General features: G+C 75.4%; 13 protein-coding genes and 1 pseudogene. 5 read left to right on the top strand and 9 right to left on the bottom strand.

Translation table 11 applies throughout. The features are described 5' to 3' along the window. The first annotated feature begins 338 nt into the window (after window positions 1-338). From WMF31_RS17510 to WMF31_RS17500, 3 genes are all read left to right on the top strand, one after another. Window positions 339-2,123, top strand: a complete 1,785-nt coding sequence (locus WMF31_RS17510; protein ID WP_436603039.1) for a hypothetical protein — start codon at window positions 339-341, stop codon at window positions 2,121-2,123. Between the two features lie 116 nt (window positions 2,124-2,239). Beyond that, entirely contained in the window at window positions 2,240-3,610 is a 1,371-nt protein-coding gene (locus WMF31_RS17505; RefSeq protein ID WP_129348526.1) for a sigma 54-interacting transcriptional regulator, read from the top strand. Between the two features lie 142 nt (window positions 3,611-3,752). Continuing rightward, complete coding sequence (locus tag WMF31_RS17500; protein WP_436603038.1) at window positions 3,753-3,905, top strand: hypothetical protein; 153 nt, start codon at window positions 3,753-3,755, stop codon at window positions 3,903-3,905. A 20-nt stretch (window positions 3,906-3,925) separates the two neighbouring features. On the opposite strand, the pseudogene WMF31_RS17495 reads toward WMF31_RS17500, so the two are convergent. Next, window positions 3,926-4,207, bottom strand: a pseudogene (locus WMF31_RS17495) (MBOAT family O-acyltransferase); the annotation flags it as partial. Between WMF31_RS17495 and WMF31_RS17490 the strand changes: the two are divergent. Then, on the top strand, window positions 4,206-4,481 hold the full coding sequence (locus tag WMF31_RS17490) for a hypothetical protein (protein WP_436603037.1): 276 nt from the start codon (window positions 4,206-4,208) through the stop codon (window positions 4,479-4,481). The pseudogene WMF31_RS17495 and the gene WMF31_RS17490 sit on opposite strands and share 2 nt — an antisense overlap. Before the next feature lie 93 nt (window positions 4,482-4,574). Continuing rightward, window positions 4,575-4,745, top strand: coding sequence for a hypothetical protein (locus WMF31_RS17485; RefSeq protein ID WP_436603036.1), 171 nt, complete (start codon window positions 4,575-4,577; stop codon window positions 4,743-4,745). Between the two features lie 215 nt (window positions 4,746-4,960). Here the strand turns inward: WMF31_RS17485 and WMF31_RS17480 are convergent, their stop codons facing one another. The 8 genes from WMF31_RS17480 to WMF31_RS17445 all read right to left on the bottom strand — a co-directional run bounded on the left by WMF31_RS17480 (window position 4,961) and on the right by WMF31_RS17445 (window position 17,725). After that, on the bottom strand, window positions 4,961-5,425 hold the full coding sequence (locus WMF31_RS17480; protein ID WP_436603035.1) for a hypothetical protein: 465 nt from the start codon (window positions 5,423-5,425) through the stop codon (window positions 4,961-4,963). A gap of 83 nt (window positions 5,426-5,508) precedes the next feature. Continuing rightward, complete coding sequence (locus WMF31_RS17475; RefSeq protein WP_436603034.1) at window positions 5,509-7,092, bottom strand: peptidylprolyl isomerase; 1,584 nt, start codon at window positions 7,090-7,092, stop codon at window positions 5,509-5,511. Between the two features lie 188 nt (window positions 7,093-7,280). Continuing rightward, window positions 7,281-7,859, bottom strand: a complete 579-nt coding sequence (locus WMF31_RS17470) for a hypothetical protein (RefSeq protein ID WP_436603033.1) — start codon at window positions 7,857-7,859, stop codon at window positions 7,281-7,283. A gap of 515 nt (window positions 7,860-8,374) precedes the next feature. Continuing rightward, entirely contained in the window at window positions 8,375-9,763 is a 1,389-nt protein-coding gene (locus WMF31_RS17465; protein ID WP_436603032.1) for a serine/threonine-protein kinase, read from the bottom strand. Window positions 9,764-9,836: 73 nt separating this feature from the next. Beyond that, on the bottom strand, window positions 9,837-11,099 hold the full coding sequence (locus tag WMF31_RS17460; protein WP_436603031.1) for a hypothetical protein: 1,263 nt from the start codon (window positions 11,097-11,099) through the stop codon (window positions 9,837-9,839). 284 nt (window positions 11,100-11,383) lie between these two features. Further along, window positions 11,384-15,691 (bottom strand): protein kinase domain-containing protein, encoded by a 4,308-nt coding sequence (locus tag WMF31_RS17455; RefSeq protein ID WP_436603030.1) that lies wholly within the window; start codon window positions 15,689-15,691, stop codon window positions 11,384-11,386. Window positions 15,692-16,051: 360 nt separating this feature from the next. Continuing rightward, window positions 16,052-16,483, bottom strand: coding sequence for a hypothetical protein (locus tag WMF31_RS17450; RefSeq protein ID WP_436603029.1), 432 nt, complete (start codon window positions 16,481-16,483; stop codon window positions 16,052-16,054). Window positions 16,484-16,597: 114 nt separating this feature from the next. Further along, window positions 16,598-17,725, bottom strand: coding sequence for a lysylphosphatidylglycerol synthase domain-containing protein (locus tag WMF31_RS17445; protein WP_436603028.1), 1,128 nt, complete (start codon window positions 17,723-17,725; stop codon window positions 16,598-16,600). Between the last annotated feature and the right edge of the window lie 207 nt (window positions 17,726-17,932).

The raw sequence follows: 17,932 nt of genomic DNA, 5'->3' as shown, positions 1-17,932 counted from the left end.
CTCAAGCACGCCAGAACGCGCGCCGGATCGGGATATCGACCCATCACGGTCACCCAACGCGGCCGCGAAGCCCCGAGGGTCGACGAATCTCATGACATCGCCTTTCTCCTCTCCGACGCCATCAAACGACGAGCCGCGCCAGCAGCGCAGGATCTCCGGAGCGTCGCAGGGCGTCACGGCGTCTCGCGTCTCGGTCGCCGCCGGGCGCGCGCGGGCGGCGCGAGGCGCGCCTGTCACGCGCCCCGGGGCGACATGCGCCCGGCGTCGGACCGCGGCGCGCGGGACGGCGCCGCGTCCACTGCACGGCGCGCCTCGCGGCCCCTACGATGTGGGCCGAAATGAGCCCGACCCCTCCCGATCGCCTCGCGCGGTGGCTTTGCCACCCTCACTTTTTCAAGGTCGTCCTGCTCCTCGCGCTCGTCATCTCGGCGCCCACCGTCGCGATCGGCTTCTACGCCGACGACTATGTCCTGCTCTCCTACCTCGCGGGGCGGATCCCCGGCTCGCCGCCCTGGTACGATCTCTACAACTTCTTCGACGGCGACGCGCTGAAGCTGCAGGCGAACCTCGTCTCCGGGTTTCCGTGGTGGACCGACCCCGGCCTGAAGCTCCACCTCGTCCGCCCCCTGGCGAGCGCGCTGTTCACGCTCGAGCACGCCGTCTTCGGCCACGCCCCGCTCGGGTACCACCTCGTCTCCATCGCGCTGTACGTCGCCCTGGTCGCGGCCGCAGGCAGGCTCTTTCTGCGGGTGCTCCCGGGCGCGACCGGGGCGCTCGCGCTCTTCCTGTTCGCGGTGTGCGACAACCACCTGCACCCGGTCGGCTGGATCGCCTGCCAGCACCTCTTGCTCGCGGCGCTCCCGGCGGTGCTCGGGCTCCTGGCCTACCTGCGGTACCGCGAGGAGGGGTGGCGGCCCGGGCGGTACCTCGGCCCGCTCGGGCTCGGCGTCGGGCTCCTCGGCGGCGAGGCGGCGCTCGGCGGGGCCGCCTACTGGATCGCCTACCAGCTCGCGGGTCCGGTGCCGCCGGGCCGCGCGGCCGGCCTCCGCGCCCGCGCGGCCGCCGCGCTCCCGGCGCTCGGCCTCCTCGTCTACTTCGCCGCCTACAAGGCGGTCGGCGGCGGCGCCGCGAACACGGGCGGGTACGTCGACCCGCTCGCGAGCCCGCTCCGGTTCGCGGCCGCGGCGGCGGAGCGCCTGCCCGTCCTGCTCGGCGACGCCCTCGTGACCATGCCCGCCGACCTCACCTCCGCGCTCCCCAGCGGCCCCTTCGTCGCCGTCGGCCTCGCGGCGGTCGCCGGCCTCGCCCTGCTCTACCGCGCCTGCCTCCCCGCCATCCCCGAGCGCGAGCGGGCCGCCCTGCGCTGGCTCGTCCCCGGGGCGCTCCTCGCGCTCGTCACGAGCCTCGGCGGCTTCCCCGGGTCGCGCCTCCTCCTGCTCCCGAGCCTCGGGATCGCGCCGCTCCTCGCCGTCGTCATCCTGCGCGGGCTCCGCCAGGGCCCCTCGCCCGGGCGCGCCCCGTGGCCCCGCCGCGCCGGGGCGGGGTTCCTCGCCGCCGTGCACGTCGCGATCGCGCCGCTGCTGTTCCTCGCCGCCACCGCCTCGAGCGCGGACATCGCGCGCAAGCTCGAGGGTGTCGCCCGCACCGCGGAGCTCGGGGCGCCGCCCCGCGAGCGGGCGTTCATCGCCGCCGCGTCGGATCCCATGGTGACCATCTATCCTCAGGCGATCCTCGGCCTGGCGTCGCCCGACGCCCTGCCCTGCTGGTCGGCGCTCTCGATGGCCAGGGCCTCGCACCGCCTCACGCGCACCGGCCCGAGCTCGTTCACCCTCGAGCCGCTCGGCCGGACGATGCTGACGGGCGCCTTCGAGACGCTCTACCGCGCGCCGTCCGCGCCGATCCCGCGGGGCTACCAGGTCACCCAGTGCGGCGCCACGATCCGGGTCGCGGAGGTCGAGGACGGCAAGCCCTCGCGCCTCGAGGTCGATCTCGGCGCGCCGCTCGAGGATCCGGGGCTCGCGCTCCTCTCCTGGCGCGACGGGCGGCTCCGCCGCATGGCGCTGCCCGCGATCGGCGAGGCGGTGGAGCTGCCGTGGTCGCCGGGGCCGATCGGGCTATTGTGAGCGGCGATCGCGCGCCGGCCGACGCCGGTGCGCCGCGCGGCCGCCGCCCTCGGGGCGCCCGGGCGCGGCGCGAGGGGTCGCCGCCGGGCGTGATCCGCGTGTGATAACGTGGCCGCGTGCCCAGCAGACCCCCGAGCAAGGCGGCCCACAGCGGCTTCGAGACGCTGACGCACCCTGGCTCGCCCGGCAGCGACGGCGCGGGGGCGGTGCGCCGCTTCCGCCTCGAGCTCGTCGAGGGGCCGGCCAGGGGCACCGTCTGGGACTCGTCCGCGGATCGGTGCTCGCTCGGCTCGAGCGACGGCAACGACCTCGTCATCGCGGACCCGACCGTCTCGCGCTTCCACTGCGAGATCCACATCGACGGCGCGGGGGCGCGCGTCCGCGACCTCCGGAGCCACAACGGCACGGTCGTCGACGGCGTGCACGTGATCGAGGCCCTGCTGCGGACGGGGAGCCACATCCGGCTCGGCAAGACGGTCGCGCGCTTCGAGTTCGGGACCGAGCACAACCGCCTGCCGCTCTGGGACGAGGCGCGGTTCGGCGCGCTCTCGGGCGCGTCGGCGGCGATGCGCGCGGTGTTCGCGCTCCTCGCCCGGGCCGCGGAGCGCGACGTCACCGTGCTGCTCGAGGGCGAGACGGGCACGGGCAAGAGCCAGGCGGCCCGCTCGATCCACGAGCGGAGCGCGCGGCGGGATCGGCCGTTCGTGGTCGTGGACTGCGGGGCGATCCACGGCAGCCTGATCGAGAGCGAGCTGTTCGGGCACGCGCGGGGCGCGTTCACGGGCGCGGCCGAGCAGCGCGTCGGCGCCTTCGAGGAGGCCTCGGGCGGGACCATCTTCCTCGACGAGATCGGCGAGCTGCCGCTCGACCTCCAGCCGAAGCTCTTGCGGGCGCTCGAGGCGCGCGAGATCCGCCGCGTCGGGACCAACGCGCCGCGGCCGATCGACGTGCGCGTCGTCGCGGCCACGCACCGGGACCTGCGCGCCGAGGTCAACGCGGGTCGCTTCCGCGCCGATCTGTATTTCCGGATCGCGGTCGTGCGGATCTCGATGCCGCCGCTCCGGCAGCGCCCGGAGGACATCCCGGCGCTGCTCGACGATCTGCTCGCGTCGCTCCACGCGACGCCGGAGGAGGCGGCGGCGCTGCGGGAGCCGAAGGTCGTCGCCCGGATGAAGCGCGCCGCGTGGCCGGGCAACGTGCGCGAGCTCAGGAACTACGTGGAGCAGTCCCTCGTGTTCCGCGCGCCGCCGCCCGTGGGCGAGCGGGCGCCGGAGAGCGCGCCGGCGCCGGTCGACGTGAGCCTGCCGTACGCCGAGGCGCGCGATCGGGTGCTCGCCGATTTCGAGCGCCGCTATTTCGAGGCGCTGCTCGCCGCCCACGGCGGCAAGGTCTCGCGGGCGGCGGCGGCCGCGGGGCTCGACCGGCGGTACCTGTATCGCCTGCTCCACCGGCACGGCCTCGGGCCGGAGCGCGAGCCGCAAGGTTAGCACGACTGCGGGGAGTTGCCCCGGATCAGCAGAAGAACCGCCATGGCGCCAAGGACGCCAAGAAGAGAGGGGAAGGGGTGTCCCTGTCGACGCGCCGGCGAGGGCCGGATAGAGCCAGAGGAGCATCACGAGGGAGAACTGGATGAAGAGGAGCCGCGACGCCGCGCGCGAGACGGCGGATCCCGTCCCGCGGCCGGCGCGCGCCCGAAGCGCGCGCGCCGCCCCGTCCCACGCGATGAGCGCACAGCCGTGCACGACGAAGGCGACCACCACCGTCCACGGCGTCCGGCCGTGAATCAAGCGCTGCACGCCTGCGTGGAGGACGCCGCACGCGACGAACGCGGCGAGCACGGCGAGCGCACCGGCGACAGGCACAGGCGCAGGCACGCGCCGCCCGAGCGAGCGCGCGCAGGGGATGTAGACGTAGCATCGGAGCCACTGGCCGAGGTAGACGTTCCAGCGGCGCCAGAAGTCGCGAGGGCTCGTGGCGGCCAGGGGAAACAGGTATCGCTCGCCGGCGCGATACCCGAGCATCGACAGGAGCGCGATCTGGATGCTCGCGACCCCCGAGTGACCGGCATAGAAGGAGAGCGCCATGGCCCCGGCGATCGCCATGACGCGCGCGTACTGGGCGGCGCCGCTCACGAGCCAGGGCGGGCTGGAGAGGAGCGGCGCCGCGGCGAGGGCGAGCGCGACGCTGCCCGCGACGGCGGCCACCCCGAGCAGGAGGCGCGCCGCAGCCGGGAGCCGGAGCCCCGGCGCCTCGACGCGGCGCGCGCGCTGCGCGAGCACCAGCGTCGGATCGACGAAGACGAAGAACAGGCTGTCGCGGAGGGGCATTCGCGGGTTCCCGTCGCGCGCGACGCTGTAGATCGAGAGCATCCCGTCGACGCCCGCCAGCACCACGGCGGCCCGCGCCGGCCCGGTCAGGAGCGCGGCGGGGGCGACGAGCCACACGGCGGCGATGGCCACGAAGGAGACCGGAGCGGGCACGCGTCGCCACGCCCCGGCGCGCGCGAGCGCGGAGAAGGCCGCTGCGGCGACGATCCAGTACCCGAACGCAGCGCAGAGGACGGCGAGCCGCTCGACGTGGACGGGGGCCAGGCGGCCCACCCAGGCGGCGAGCGCCGCGTAGAGCAGCAACACCACCCCCCTGTCGCCCGCGCCCACGCCCCTAGAGACGAGCGCGACCGCGAGGACCGGCAGCGCGCGAAGCAGGAGCACGGCCATGGCGGTCGTGACGACGCCGAGCCCGTCGATTCCGTGGATCATCATGGCCCCACAGGAGCAGCGGGCAGGGCCCGCGCGGCGTGATGCCCGCGCGAGCCCTGCCCCGAGGACGCCTCCGGCTCAGTTGAAGGCGCAGATCTGGTCGAAGGGACAGAGCTCGTCAGGGAGATAGATCCTCGCGTCGGCGCGCACGGGGGTCGTCCCCGACGGGCAGAAGACCGTGCGAGAGCCGGTCTCGTGGAACTCGATGAGCTCCGAATACGTGTTGCTCGAGCACGCGATATCGCCGTAGACGGTGTGGAACGAGCTCCCGACCTCGGTGGCCTCCACCGTCAACCCGCCGCCGTTGCCGGCCGTGGTGCGGCGCGTCCGGAACGACGTTCGAGCCCCGTTGATGTCCGTCGTCGAGCGGACCTGCCAGGCGGTGCCGGTGATCCCGAGCGCCCACGCGGTGCTGCACGGCGCGCAGCCGAACGCCACCTTGCACTCGCTGTCGATGGTGCATGTCGCCTCGGCGTTCGACGAGACGAGCGCCCCCGCGAGGGCCACCGCGCCGAGCGCGCCAACGGCCAGTTTCTTCATCATGGTCACAGCTCTCCTTCACTGAACGAGATAGGGTGTCTTCTCGCGGGCGGAGCCCGCGCTGCGAGGACGGCGGGGTCGCCGCCTCACATCCTGGTCATCGCCTCGAACCAGCGCTCCCGCGCCTTGACGAGCTCGGCGTAGCGACGACTCCCGAGCATGAGCGCGGCCTCCCGCTCCGCCTCCTCCACGAGCGCGCCGCGCTCCTCCGGGGCGCAGCGCTCGAGGGCGGACGCGAGCGACGACAGGATCGCCGTGATCTGCGCCCGCTCCTCCTCCGAGAGGCGCATCGCCTCCGTGACGTGCCGCCCGAACTGGCGCGTGAACAGCGCGACGCGCTGCCCGTCGAGCTTCTGGAGGTAGTCGGCCATCTTCCAGGGGCTCGAGTCGGGGAACCGGGTCGTCGTCGGCGCGCGCCGCGGATCGTCGTCGCTCAGCGCATGGCGCGCCGGGTCCTCGCGCCGGACGACGACATGGCCGAGGAGCGTCTCGACGGGAGCCGCCCCGATCTCGCCGATCTGGAGCCGGCGCACGGCCTGCTCGATCTCGGGGATCATCCTCCCCTGCGTCCACGGCGCGGGGCGCCCGCTGCACAGCCAGGCGTCGCAGTGAGCGCGCGCCAGATCCTCGAAGCTGGCGGCCGATCCGCGGGCCTCCCGCGCGATCTCCTCGGCGAGCCGCCTCGCGTCCTCCGCGGTGCGCGCGGCAGGACGCGAGAGGAACCCCGGCGAGACCCCCTGGTGACCGACGACGATCGTGGAGGCGGCGAGCTCCTCCCGCTCGACGCGGCCGTCGCGCCGCAGCACCTGGAACCCCCATCGGGTGTCGATGACCGGGGTGACGGCGCCCTCCCCGGCCTGCCCGAGCACGCTCAGGAGGAGCGGCTCGGCGCCGAGCTCGTGGGTCGAGAAGGCGCCCAGGTCGCCTCCTCCCGCCACGTCGAGCGCGTCCGAGTACCTCGGCACGAGCTCATCGAACGAGGCGGGCGCCGCGGCGGCCAGCGCGCGCGCCTCCTCGGCGAGGCGGAGCGCCTCCTGCCTCGTCCGCTCGCCTCGCCCGGGCCGGAGCCCCTCCGCCTGGACCCCCCGATAGCCGATGAGGATCCTCCGCGCCGACAGCCGGCTGGGCTGCTCCGGCGCCGCCCTCCGCAGGAGGATATGAAACCCGAGCTCGCTCTCGACGATGCGCGAGACCTCGCCCGGCCTGAGCGCCGCGATGGCGTCGACGAGCGGCGGCGACAGCCTCATCACGCGGAAGAGCCCGAGCTCGCCGCCGTGGGGCGCGGAGGCCTCGTCGTCCGAGAACCGGCGGGCGAGCTCGCCGAACCGCTCCGGCTCGCCCGCGAGCTGCCGGAGGACGTCTTGCCCGATGCGGAGCGCCTCGGCGCGCGTCCTCTTCACCTGCCGCACCGGCATCCACAGCCTCGTCCGGGGAGGCCTGCCGGAGGGATAGGCGATCAGGATATGGGCCGCCGAGGCGACGACGCGATCGAGCCTCTCCGGGTCACGCCAGTAGCGCCCGCGCGGATACCCGAGCGCCGCGGCGGCAGGCTCGCTCCGCGCGGGCGCGGGCGCCGTGTCTTGCGGTGAGCAGGCCGCGACGAGGAGGCAAAGATAACCCCATGTCATCGCGCCGCGCGCGAGCGAACGTTTATGCTCATGCCTCGACATGAACGCACCTCGATGGTCACGGTGAGAACCCAGCACGGGAGTGGACGAGCTCCCAGGGACAGGCGAGCCCGTCGGATCCGCTCGCGACATCCCGCGGCAGGGGCAGCGGCCGCCCGGGGCTCACGCGCCCCGGGCGAGATCGCGGCCTCCCGCCTCGCGTCCCGTGGACTCCGCGGCGAGCCGCGGGGCTAGCAGGCAGCGTCGTAGTTGGGGCAGCAGTCGCCGAAGCGCGAGCACTCCGCGTCGCAATAGCAGCCGTCCGGGGCTCGCTGTCCGCAGCGGTTGACGCAGCTCGCGGCGGGGTTGAGCGTCGACTGGACCTCGAGATGGCAGTCGCCATAGAAGAACCCGCCAGAGTCCTTGATGCGCACATTGACCCGGCAGTCCTTCGGATCGCTGGACACCCAGCCGAGGGCCCAGCAATTCCCGTGGCCGGAGTTCCACACCTTGTAGGAGCTCTTGATGTAACCGTCCCCGCAGGCGCAGCCCATCACCTTGTCGTACGTCTGCTCCCAGAGATTGCCGCCGTGATGCCACGTGGGCGCGCACGCGAGGAGCGCCTCCTGCGCCTCGCCGACGTCCTCCGAGGCCTCGCCGGCCTCCTCCTCGCCGGCGCCCTCCGCGAGATCGTCGATCTCCGCCCCGCGCTCCGCCGACTCCGCGTCCTCCTCGACGGCGGGGGCGTAGCACCCCGCCGCGCCGAGCACGGTGAAGGCGACACAGGAAGAGAGAAGAACAGCAACGTTCGTCAGCATTCGATGGTTCATGATGAGAATCTCCTTCGTGGGCGAGCGCGATCGAGGCAGAGGGCGCGCGGGCGCGCGGGCGGGATCCGAGGCGCCCCACGGCGCGCGATCCATTCCAGGGGCGGCGTGTCGCCCCGCGGCCACGACCGCGTCGACCGCGTCGACCTCACCGGCCTCGTCCTAGATAGGAGCACGGCACGTGCCAGCCTCGACCAGGCGGCTCCACCTCGCGCTATCGAGGCGCCGCGAGCGCCGCGCGCCGCGCTGTCCCGGTGTCGTGTCGCCTGGGAGGCGACACGATCGCGCCTTGCCTGCGACGCGGCGGCGACAGCATCCGCCGCCCTCGGCCGCGGGGCGGCGGGAGGTGTTGAGAGGCGCTCTTAGAGCGCCGAACAAAACCGGACCGAGCCAGGCGGCCGAGGGTGGGTGCAGCGCTAGGCGCGACGAGGAGCCCTACTGAAGTAGGGCGACGAGGAGCAACGACGCGATGCGCCCGCCCTCGGCCGCCTGGCGACGGGAGGTGTTGAGAGGCGCTCTTAGCCCTCGTCGAGCCCCGCGCGCGCCGCGGGCGTGATCGTGAGGCCGCCCCCGCGATGCGCGGCGGTCCACGCGCCGACGCGCAGCAGCTCCCCTCCCTGGAACCGCAGCCGGCCCGGCGCGCCCTGGACCCGCGCGGGCGCGGCGTGCAGCACCAGCGCGACCTGCACCGCCGGGCTCGGCCGCGGCCGCGCGGCGATCGTCGCCTCGAGCGCGCGCGCCGCGCGGACGAGCCGGGCCCGGGCGGCGCGGCTGCCCTCCGGATCGCCGGGGAGCGCCGTCGCCCCGACCAGCACGCCGCCGCCGTCGACGACCGGAACGAGCCCCGCGTCGGCCGCGGCGCGCCGGGCCATCGCGAGGACCGCCTCCGCGTCGTCGAACGCCGCCGCGTCGATCCCGTCCTCCCCGTCGATCCCCTCGATCTGCACCCCGACGTGCAGCGCAGCGGCCTCGCCGGCCGGGGCCTCGTCGGGCGCGGCGAGCGGCGCCGCGCGGAGATCCGCGAGCAGCGCGGCCACGCTCGGGTAGCGCGCGTCCGGCGATTTCTCGAGGCACCGCGCGATCGCGGCGTCGACCCCGGGCGGCACGGGCACGAGATCGCTCGCCCGGGGCGGCGGCGCGAAGAGCTGGAGCTCCTCGAGCTCGATGAGGTTGTCCGCCTGGAACGCGGGCTGCCCCGTCAGCATCTCGTATAGCAGGAGGCCGAGCGCGTAGACATCGGTCCGCGCGTCGACGGGGCGGCCGGCGATCTGCTCGGGGGCCATGCTGCCCGGCGTCCCGAGCACGCTGCTCTGCGTGAAGATGGGGTCGCGGCCGAGCCGCTCGGGCTCGAGCAGCTTGGCGATCCCGAGGTCGACGAGCCGCGTCGTGAACCACCCGCCCCGCGGGATCGCCATGATGTTCTGCGCCTTGACATCGCGGTGGACGATCCCGAGCGCGTGCGCGGCGGAGAGCGCGCCGCCGACCTCCTCGAGCACGGCCAGCGCCTCGGCGGCCGAGAGCGCGCCGCGGGCGCGGAGCTCCTCCTTGAGCGTCCGGCCCTCGATCCACTCCATCGCGAGGTAGGGCCGGCCGTCCGGCAGGTCGCCCACGCCGACGATCTCGACGAGGTGCGGGTGCGCGAGCCCCCGGAGTGCCGCGGCCTCTTGCTGAAATCGCGCCAGGATCCGCGTACTTGCGGCGAGCCGACGCCGGAGGACCTTGAGCGCGACCGGCCGCCCGGTGCCGAGCTGCGTGGCCAGGTAGACCACGGCGAAGCCGCCATGGCTGCGGGCCGCCTCGACCAGGAACTCCCCGGCGAGGGTGCCGGGGGCGAGATCGTCGGACGCGACCGACGCCTCGTCGACCAGGGTGACGGCAGGGTCAAGGGGTCGTGTGGTCGCTGTCACGGCGATCCGCAGATCGCAGCAGCCGGCGGCGGGGCGCAAGCCCCGTGACGCCAGCGCCGGGCCGCCGCCTACCTCAGCGCGCCGGCGCCTGGAGACGCTGGCGGAGGGCGGGGTTGACCGCCGGCGTGACGCGTTGCTTGCGGATCGTCTTCACGCGGTCGTCCGGCGCGCCGGGCTTTCGCGCGCGGGCGCGGTCTTCCGGGCCGGGGTCCGGGCTCGGGCGGTTGTGGTCGCGGAGCCGGTCCGGTTTCCGCTGCGGTCTGCACGCGTGCCGGTCGGCGTCCGTGGATGGCATGGGGGGGAGGAACACCGAGGCGGGCCGCTCCCAGGTGCGGCCGCCCGCGGTGCAGCTCGGGTACGCGTCCCCGGAGCCCTTGCTCGCGGGGGCACAGACGTTGACGCGGGTCTCGGCAGGGGCGTTGGGCGTCGCTTCGCGGCACGAGCCGGCGTACGTCGCGACGCACCCCTCGTGTCGAGCGCCGCCGTTCAGATCGGGGACGGCGCAGACGCGCGTCGAGATCCAGACCTGAGGCTTCATGTTGTCGCACCCGATGCTCATCAGAAAGCGGGGGTCCGGCGGAGAGCAGACGAAGGCCTTGTTGTAGATGACGCCCACCCTGGGTGGGGCCTGGTCGACCGCGGTCTTCTCCGCGGCCGGGTTCAGCCCGTCCGGATCGAGGATGTTGCCGAAGAAGGCGCCCTCGAGCTCCTTGTACCGCTCGCGCTCTTCCCTGGTGGTCGCGAGCGCGGCGTGGGTCCCCCGGATCGAGATCGAGGCGGGCCTGCCACGGGCGTTGTTCCTCGTCAGCAGGCAGGCCGACACGAGCTCCTGGCAGCTCGCGTCGGGCGCGCCGGTGGCCCACGCGGGGCAGAGGCCCGCGCCGCGGCCCGTCCAGGTGAGCTTGCCCGTCCGCGCCACCGCCGACGACTCCTCGGCGGTCGGGCGCCACGCCTCCTTGGCCCCGGGCGTCCACGAGACCCTCTGGTGGCCGCCGAGCGCGCACTCGACCAGGTCCTTCATCACCTCGCGCGCCGGGGGGTCGAGCAAGGCCCGGTGGAGCGTCCCCGCGGGGACGGGCGCCCCGACCCTGCCGGCGAGGCGCGCTCCCGCGGAGAACGACGCGTCATTGAACGGATTGCTGACGAGCGCCGTGAGGCTCCGCCGGTTGGTCGTGAGCATGTTGAAGCCGAGCTGTTCTAGCGAGAGGTGGTTGCCGGCTTGCATCATCGGGACCGGGAGCGCCGGAGGAGCGCCGGAGGCGCTGACCGCGAGCGCGAGGCCCGCGCCCGAGAGCAGCGTGGAGAGGCCGAGGCAGACGGTTCGTCGATTCATCATCGCGCCTTTCGTGAGGTGTGCTGGGGTCATGAGCATCGGTCGTGCCACGCGGAGGCTCCTCGCGAGGGGGGTGCGGCCCTCTGGGGGCTCACCGGAGGGGCTGAAGTGCAGGCGAGCCACAAACGGGGCTCGCCGGCACGCAAGCCCCGGAGGTGAGCCCCCAGAGGGCCGCACCCCCCTCGCGCGCCGCGCGGCAGGAGGGCTGACCGGCGCGCCGTGGCCTGCGCCGCGACACGGGGAAGGTTCCTGTCGCCCCGGCCGCGACAGCGGCATTCCACCGGAGCTCACGGGGGCGATCGCTGCTCGATCGCGGCGGCGAGCCGGGCCAGCCGCCCGCGCCAGAAGCGCGAGCCCGAGGTCTCCGCCGTCGCCTCGGCGAGCCAGCGGCGCGCCGCCGCGAGCCGGCCGCCGCGGAGCGCGGCCTCCGCGGCGAAGCAGAGCACCTCGATGTGCTCGCTCAGGAGCGCGGCCCCCCGCACCTCGGCCACGAGCGCGTCCCACAGCGCGTCCGGCGCCTCGCCGCCCTCCACCACCTGCGCGCAGAGCCGGACCAGCGCCCGCGTGACCGGCGGCAAGGCGTCGAGATCGGCGTGGCCGAGCACCCAGTCGAGGTGGCGCCGGGCGTCGTCGAGCTCGCCGCGCGCGCAGTGGATCCGCGCCACGAGGAGCGCATAGTCGGGCACGAGGCTCGCCTCGAAGAACCGCTGCTGGAGCTCCCAGGCGCGGACCGCGAGGGGCAGCGCCTCGGAGAGCTCGCCGCTCCAGTAGAGCAGCTCGGCGAGGTTGTGCGTCGGGCCGCGCTCGAGGAACGCGCTGCCGAGCTCGCGCGCGAGGGCGACCGCGATCCGGAGGTCGCCGACGGCGCCCTCCGGGTCCTCGCGCATCAGCCGGACGAAGAGGCGGTTCATGTAGGCGACGCCGAGGTGCAGGCGGTCGCCCGCGCTCGAGCAGCGCGCCATGACCTCCTCGAGCCGCGCGTCGGCCTCGTCGACGCGGCGGGCGTAGACGAGCGCGGGCGCGAGCAGGAGCAGGGCGATCACGTGGCTCTCGTGGTCGCCGAGCGCCGCGGCGCGCCGGGCCGCCGGCGCGAGGCGCGCGATGGCCTCCTCGATCTCCTGCCGGCGGAAGTGGCCGCGCCCCGCCGCGACGTCGCAGCGCACCCCGAGCCCGGCGTCCCCGAGGCGCGCCGCGAGGGGCGCCGCCAGGTCCACGAGCGCCTGCGAGCCCGCGTAATCGCCGCACCAGTCGAGCACCGTGGCCTCCTCCAGGAGCAGGTCGGCGACCAGGGCGGCGTCCTCCTCGGCCTCCGCGAGCGCCCGCGCGGCGCGGAGGTCGCTGGCCGCGTCGTCGAACCGCTGGATCCGGTGGCGGACCTTGCCCCTGCCCGCCAGCACGGCGGCCTGGCGCACGGCGCGCTCCGGCGTCCGGCGGAGCGCCGCGCGCGCCGGCCTCGTCCCGGCGGCTTCCGCGGCCTCCGCGGCCTCCAGGACCTCCGCGGCCTCCAGGACCTCCAGGACCTCCGGGACCTCCGTGGCCTCCGGCGCCTCGGCGGCGTCCGCGAGCGCCGCGAGCGCCGCGAGCGCCGCGGTGTAGTGCCGCTCCGCGTCGACGTAGAGGTGCCGCCGCCGCGCATCCTCGGCGAGCTCGAAGCAGGCCGCCGCCGCCTCGGCGTGCGCGCCCGCCGCCGCGGCGTGCCGCGCGATCCGCGCGAGGCGGGCGCCGCCCTCCCCGGGCGCCGCGAGCAGGCCGCGGAGCGCGACGCCGTGCAGCCGCCGCCGCGCCCCCGCCGGCACCTCGGCCTCGATCGCCTCGCGGAGGAGCGGGTGCGCGAACGCGAGCCGCCCCGCGTCCACCTCGCGCAGCAGGCCGCGGCGCGCGAGCCGCGAGAGGCCGACGCCGGGGTCGAGATCCCCGCACGCCGTCACCGCGCGCGCGCGCGCCGCGGCGTCGAGGAGCCTCCCGATCTCGTCGACCGCGAACGCGTCGCCCGCCACGGCGCAGACCTGCGAGAGCTCGGCGAGCGGCGGCGGCAGGCTCGCGAGCGCGCGCCGCGCGAGCCGGCTCATGACCGGCGCGGCCTCGCCGCGCGCGGTCTCGTCGCCGGCGAGGTACCACCCCGGGCCGCCGCGGACCCTCCGGATGGCGCCCGTCCGCCGGAGCGAGGTGGCGAGCTCGACCAGGAAGAGCGGCACCCCCTGGGCCGACTCCAGGAGGCCCGCGATCACGGGCTCCGGGACGAACTCGACCGGGTGCAGCCGGTCGAGGAGCAGCGCGCGCGCGGCGTCCGCGTCGAGCGGCGCGAGCGTCCGCTGGAGGGAGCGCGCCGCGCGCTCGCCGTGGAACGGGCGCATCGCGCGCAGGGCGGGGCTCGCCGAAACGATGACGGCGAGCGGCGCGCGGGCCTCCGAGAGGGTCGCGATCTCGAGCGCGTCGAGGCCGCCCTGGTCGCCCCAGTGCGCGTCGTCGACGAGGAGCGCGAGCGGCCGCTCCTCGGCGAGCCGCCGGAGCGCCTCCCCGGCGGCCCGGGCGAGCGTCTGGCGGAGGGCGCCCGGCGCGGCGAGCACGGCGGCGACGGCGGGCTCTCTGCCGGAGAGGACGCCCTGCGCGAAGGCGATCGCCGGCCACGAGGCGAGGCCGAGCTCCGGGCCGAGGCGCGCGACGCAGGCGTCGCGGAGGGCGTCGGCGCCCGCGTCGGGCTCCGCGGCGAGGCAGGCGCCGAGCAACGCGCGGACGAGGCCGGCCGGCGCGGCGCGGTCGGGCGGCGTGGCCGCGACGGCGATCACGCGCGCGCCGGGCTCCGCGGCGAGCGCCTCGGCCAGCGCGGCGCAGAGGCGCGTCTTGCCGAGGCCGACCTCGCCGAGCAGCGTGCACAGGAGCGGCGCGCCGTCGCGAAAGGCCGCGCGCGCGTGCGCGACGACCTCGGCGACGAGCTCGTCCCGCCCGCGGAGCGGCGGCGCGGCCGCCGGGAGGTCCGGCGCGGCGGGGCTCTCGCCCGGGTCGTCCTCGGCGCCATCGTCGAGGAGGGCGGCCGCCTCCGCCGTGATCGCCACCGGATCGGCGGCGTCGGGGGGCCACAACGCCGCGGCCTGCGCGAGCGCCGGGCCGGCGAAGATCATCCCGGCGGCGCCCTCGCGCACCATCAGGTCGGCGACGTGCACCGCCGCGGAGGTCCCGTCGGAGAGCGCGGCCACGAGCCGCCGGGCCGCCTCCAGGGCGGCGCGGACGCGCGGGCGCGGCGGGCCGGGAAAGGCGACGACGTAGAGCCCGTCCTGCACCCGGACGAGCCGTCCGCCGAAGCACGACGTGACGCCCACGACCTGGTCCATCGGCGCGCCGCCGCGGACCGCGACGAGCGCGACGGGGCTGCGCCGTGGCGGGGCGGTCGGGCGCGGCGGGGCGCCCTGGGGCGATTCGCCGGGGCTCAGGCGCGGATCTTCGCCCTCCCCATCGAGCGGGATTCGACCCCATCGAGCGGTCTTCGAGCCCATCGAGCGGTGTGGCCCGTCGTGCCCTCCGGCGGGGTCATCGCGCCCTCCGGCGGGGTCATCGTGCCCTCCGGCGGGGTCATCGCGCCCTCCGGCGGGGTCATCGTGCCCTCCGGCGGGGTCATCGTGCCCTCCGGCGGGGTCATCGCGCCCCAAAGGCACGATGGCGCCCGTGAGCGCCGCGCGGAGCGCCTCGGAGAAGGCGCGCGCCGATCCGAAGCGCTCCTCCCGCGCCTTGGCCAGGGCGCGCAGCAGCACCTCATCGACGCTTCGGGGGACGGGCGCGAGCGCCGACGGCCGCGGCGGGCGCTGGGCGACGTGCGCGTGAACGACCGAGGGCGCCTCGCCCACGAAGGGCGGCCGCCCGGTGAGCAGCTCGAAGGCGAGGACCCCGAGCGCGTACAGGTCCGCGCGGGCGTCGACGTCGCGCGCGTCGAGGCACTGCTCCGGGGCCATGTACGTCACGCTGCCGAGCCGCAGCCCGGTGTGCGTCGGCGGAGGCCCCTCCCCCCTCGCGCGACTCCCCTCCTCCAGGCGCGCGAGCCCGAGATCGAGGAGGGCGACCTCCGGCATGGGCCCCGCCTGCCGCCGCAGCATCACGTTCTCCGGCTTCAGATCCCGGTGCACGACGCCGGCCGCGTGGGCCCTGTCGACCGCGGCGCCGAGCGCCCCGACGAGCCGCGCGGCCTCGGCCGGCGCGGCGGCGCCCGTCCCCGGGAGCGCCGCCATCCACCGCGAGAGCGTCTCCCCCTCGAGGAGCTCGAGGACGAGGTACGGAACGCCTCCGTCCAGCTCCCCTGCTCCGAGCAGCCGCGGCACCGTGGGCGGGCCGAGCCGGCGGAGCGCGGCGGCCTCGCGCGAGAAGCGCGGCTCGCCCCGGTAGCGCGCGATCTTGAGCGCCACCGCGAGGCCGTCCGCGCGCCGCGCGGCCGCGAACACGCGCGCGAAGCCGCCCTCGCCGAGCAGGCGGAGCGCCTCGAACCCCGCCACCCGGGGCGCGGCCTCCGCCGCGACGACCTCCGCCGCGGGCGCCTGCGCCGCGACGCCGCGGTGCAGCGGGCACCCTGCGATGGCGCCGATCCGGCGATGACAGACAGAGCAGCGCATCGCGGTGTGAGCCTCTGGCGCGGATGTTATCCCACCGAGGACACCACCGGAAGGGTGATGCGGGGCGTCTCTCCCGACGACGCGAAAGGCTGGCCCGCCTCACCGCCGCTGGCATGGTTGTTCGCCATGAAAGATTGGATTTCAACGCAAAGGCGCGGAGGCGCAGCGTCGCAAAGCCTCCTTCGCCTTTTGCGCCTTTGCGCCTTTGCGCCTTTTGCGCCTTTGCGCCTTTGCGCCTTTGCGTTGAAATTCGGGCTTCGAGATGCCGTCGGGGGGAAGGGCGAGGATGCGCCGGACCGTGCAGTCTGCCCTGGATCGCGCGCGCGGCCGCCCGGCCGCTGGGCTCCGCGCGGGGCGGCCTCAGCGCTCGCCGACCGCCTTCTCGAGCTGGGTCACCAGCGCGATGGCCGCCCGCTGTTCGCCGGGCGACGCGTCGAGCTCCCGCAGCGCCTCCAGGAGCTGGGCCCGCTTGAAGAGCTGATATTGACCGCTGATCGGGTTCAGCGCCGGTGCATCCATCCCCTGGACGACGCCACGCACGAAGGTCGAGTCCGTCACCACGCAAAGCTTGCCCTTGTGAAAGGTGATCTCCGGGTGGGTCACGAGGCGCTGCCACTGGGCCGGGCTCGGCGCGCCTCCCTCCGTGACGATCAGCGTGCGGACCCGGGAACGTCCGCGATAATGGGCCATCACCGCGTCGAGGTATCGATTCCACTCCTTGTCCGACGGCGCCAGATGGCCGTGCACGACCACGAAGACCTCCCCCACCGCCCCGAACGCCATCGTCCGCATATCATACAGGGTACCACAGCAAACGAACGGGCGAGGCGAAGCAAAGCCAAGCGATACGCGTTCCGCCCCGGGCACGGATGCAGGCCAGATCCGTGCGTGTGTGGACAGGAGGGCTCACCTCGCGTGCGCGGGAGAGCGCTCCGGCTCACGCCCTCTCCCGGGCAGAGGCCGGAAGAGCGCCCGGCTGCAGAAGAAGACGAGCAGGCCGAGGGCGATCCAGACGATCTCCTTGGCGCGCTTGAGGACGACGAACGCGGCGCCGGCCGTGGCGGCGTCGGGCACGCCGAGGGCGTGCAGGAAGGCGACGTAGCCGGCGTCCTGAACGCCCAGCCCGGCCGGCACCATGAAGGCGGCCGCGCGGAGCAGCGCGAGGACGACCTCGAACGACAGCACCTCGGCGAGCGAGACGTCGACCCGGAGCAGGCGGAGCAAAAAGAGCGTCTCCAGCCCCTCGGCGAGCCACATGCCGAGCAGGAGGAGCGCCGAGAGGGCGAGCGCGCCGCGCTGCTTTCCGAGCGCCGTGGCGTGCGTATCCATGGCGGAGAAGCTCGCCGCCTTCGCCTCGAAATAGGCCCCGGCGCGCCGCCCGGGCAGCCGCCGGAGCAGCGCGAGCGCCCGCGACGCCACCGTGCCGGAGAGGAGCGCGCTCGACATCGCGATCGACGCCGCGAGCAGGCCGAGCCCCGAGAGGACCAGGAGCCACGGGAGCCCCGGCGCGCCGAGCAGCGGGCGCGAGGCGCGCTCCAGGTGGCCGAAGCCGAGCGCGAGGGCGATCGCCACGTACGCCGCGTTCGCCAGCAGGATGAGCGACCGCCGCGCCGCGATGCCGGCGACGCCCTGCGGCCCCGGGACGCCGCACCACCTCTGGAGCAGGTAAAACGTGGCCGACTCCGACACGGCGGGCCCGGCCGGGACGCTCAGGACCAGCGCCTCGGTCGACAGCGTGAGCGAGAGGTAGCGCCCGAACGACGCGGTCCGCCCGAGCGCGTCGAAGACGCGCCGGCTGGCCTCGGCCTGGAGCCCGCGCGCGACCAGGTTGGGGAGCAGGCCGAGCGCCATCATCGGCGCGCCCACGGACGCGAGGAGCGCCGCCACGCCGTCGAGATCCGCGCCGCGGAGCGCGCTCCAGAGCGCCGCCGCGGCCACGGCGGCGCCGAGCCACTTCAGCAAGACGGCGCCCGCGCTGGAGCGCCCTCTCGCCTGGGCCTGGGGAGGCAGCTTGTCCTGGGCAGGGGCGTCCATGGCGAGAGCGCTCCCGGGCCGCCGCCCGGGCGAGCGCTCGTATCCCAGAGGCGCGCCTCGACCTCATGTCATGGCGGCAACACCGCGGCGACACGTCCGTCCCTCGCCGGCCCGGCGCGCTCATCCGCCTCTGTCACGAAAAAAGTCTGTGGCTCCCCGGGAAATGAGCGATCCTCTCGGCAGGCTGCGATGAGACGGCGCGCGTCC

The organism is Sorangium sp. So ce1036, assembly GCF_051369805.1.
GTDB classification, from domain to species: domain Bacteria; phylum Myxococcota_A; class Polyangia; order Polyangiales; family Polyangiaceae; genus Sorangium; species Sorangium cellulosum_F.
Note: the sequence above shows the minus strand (reverse complement) of the source record. Positions and strands in the feature narration are given on the sequence as shown.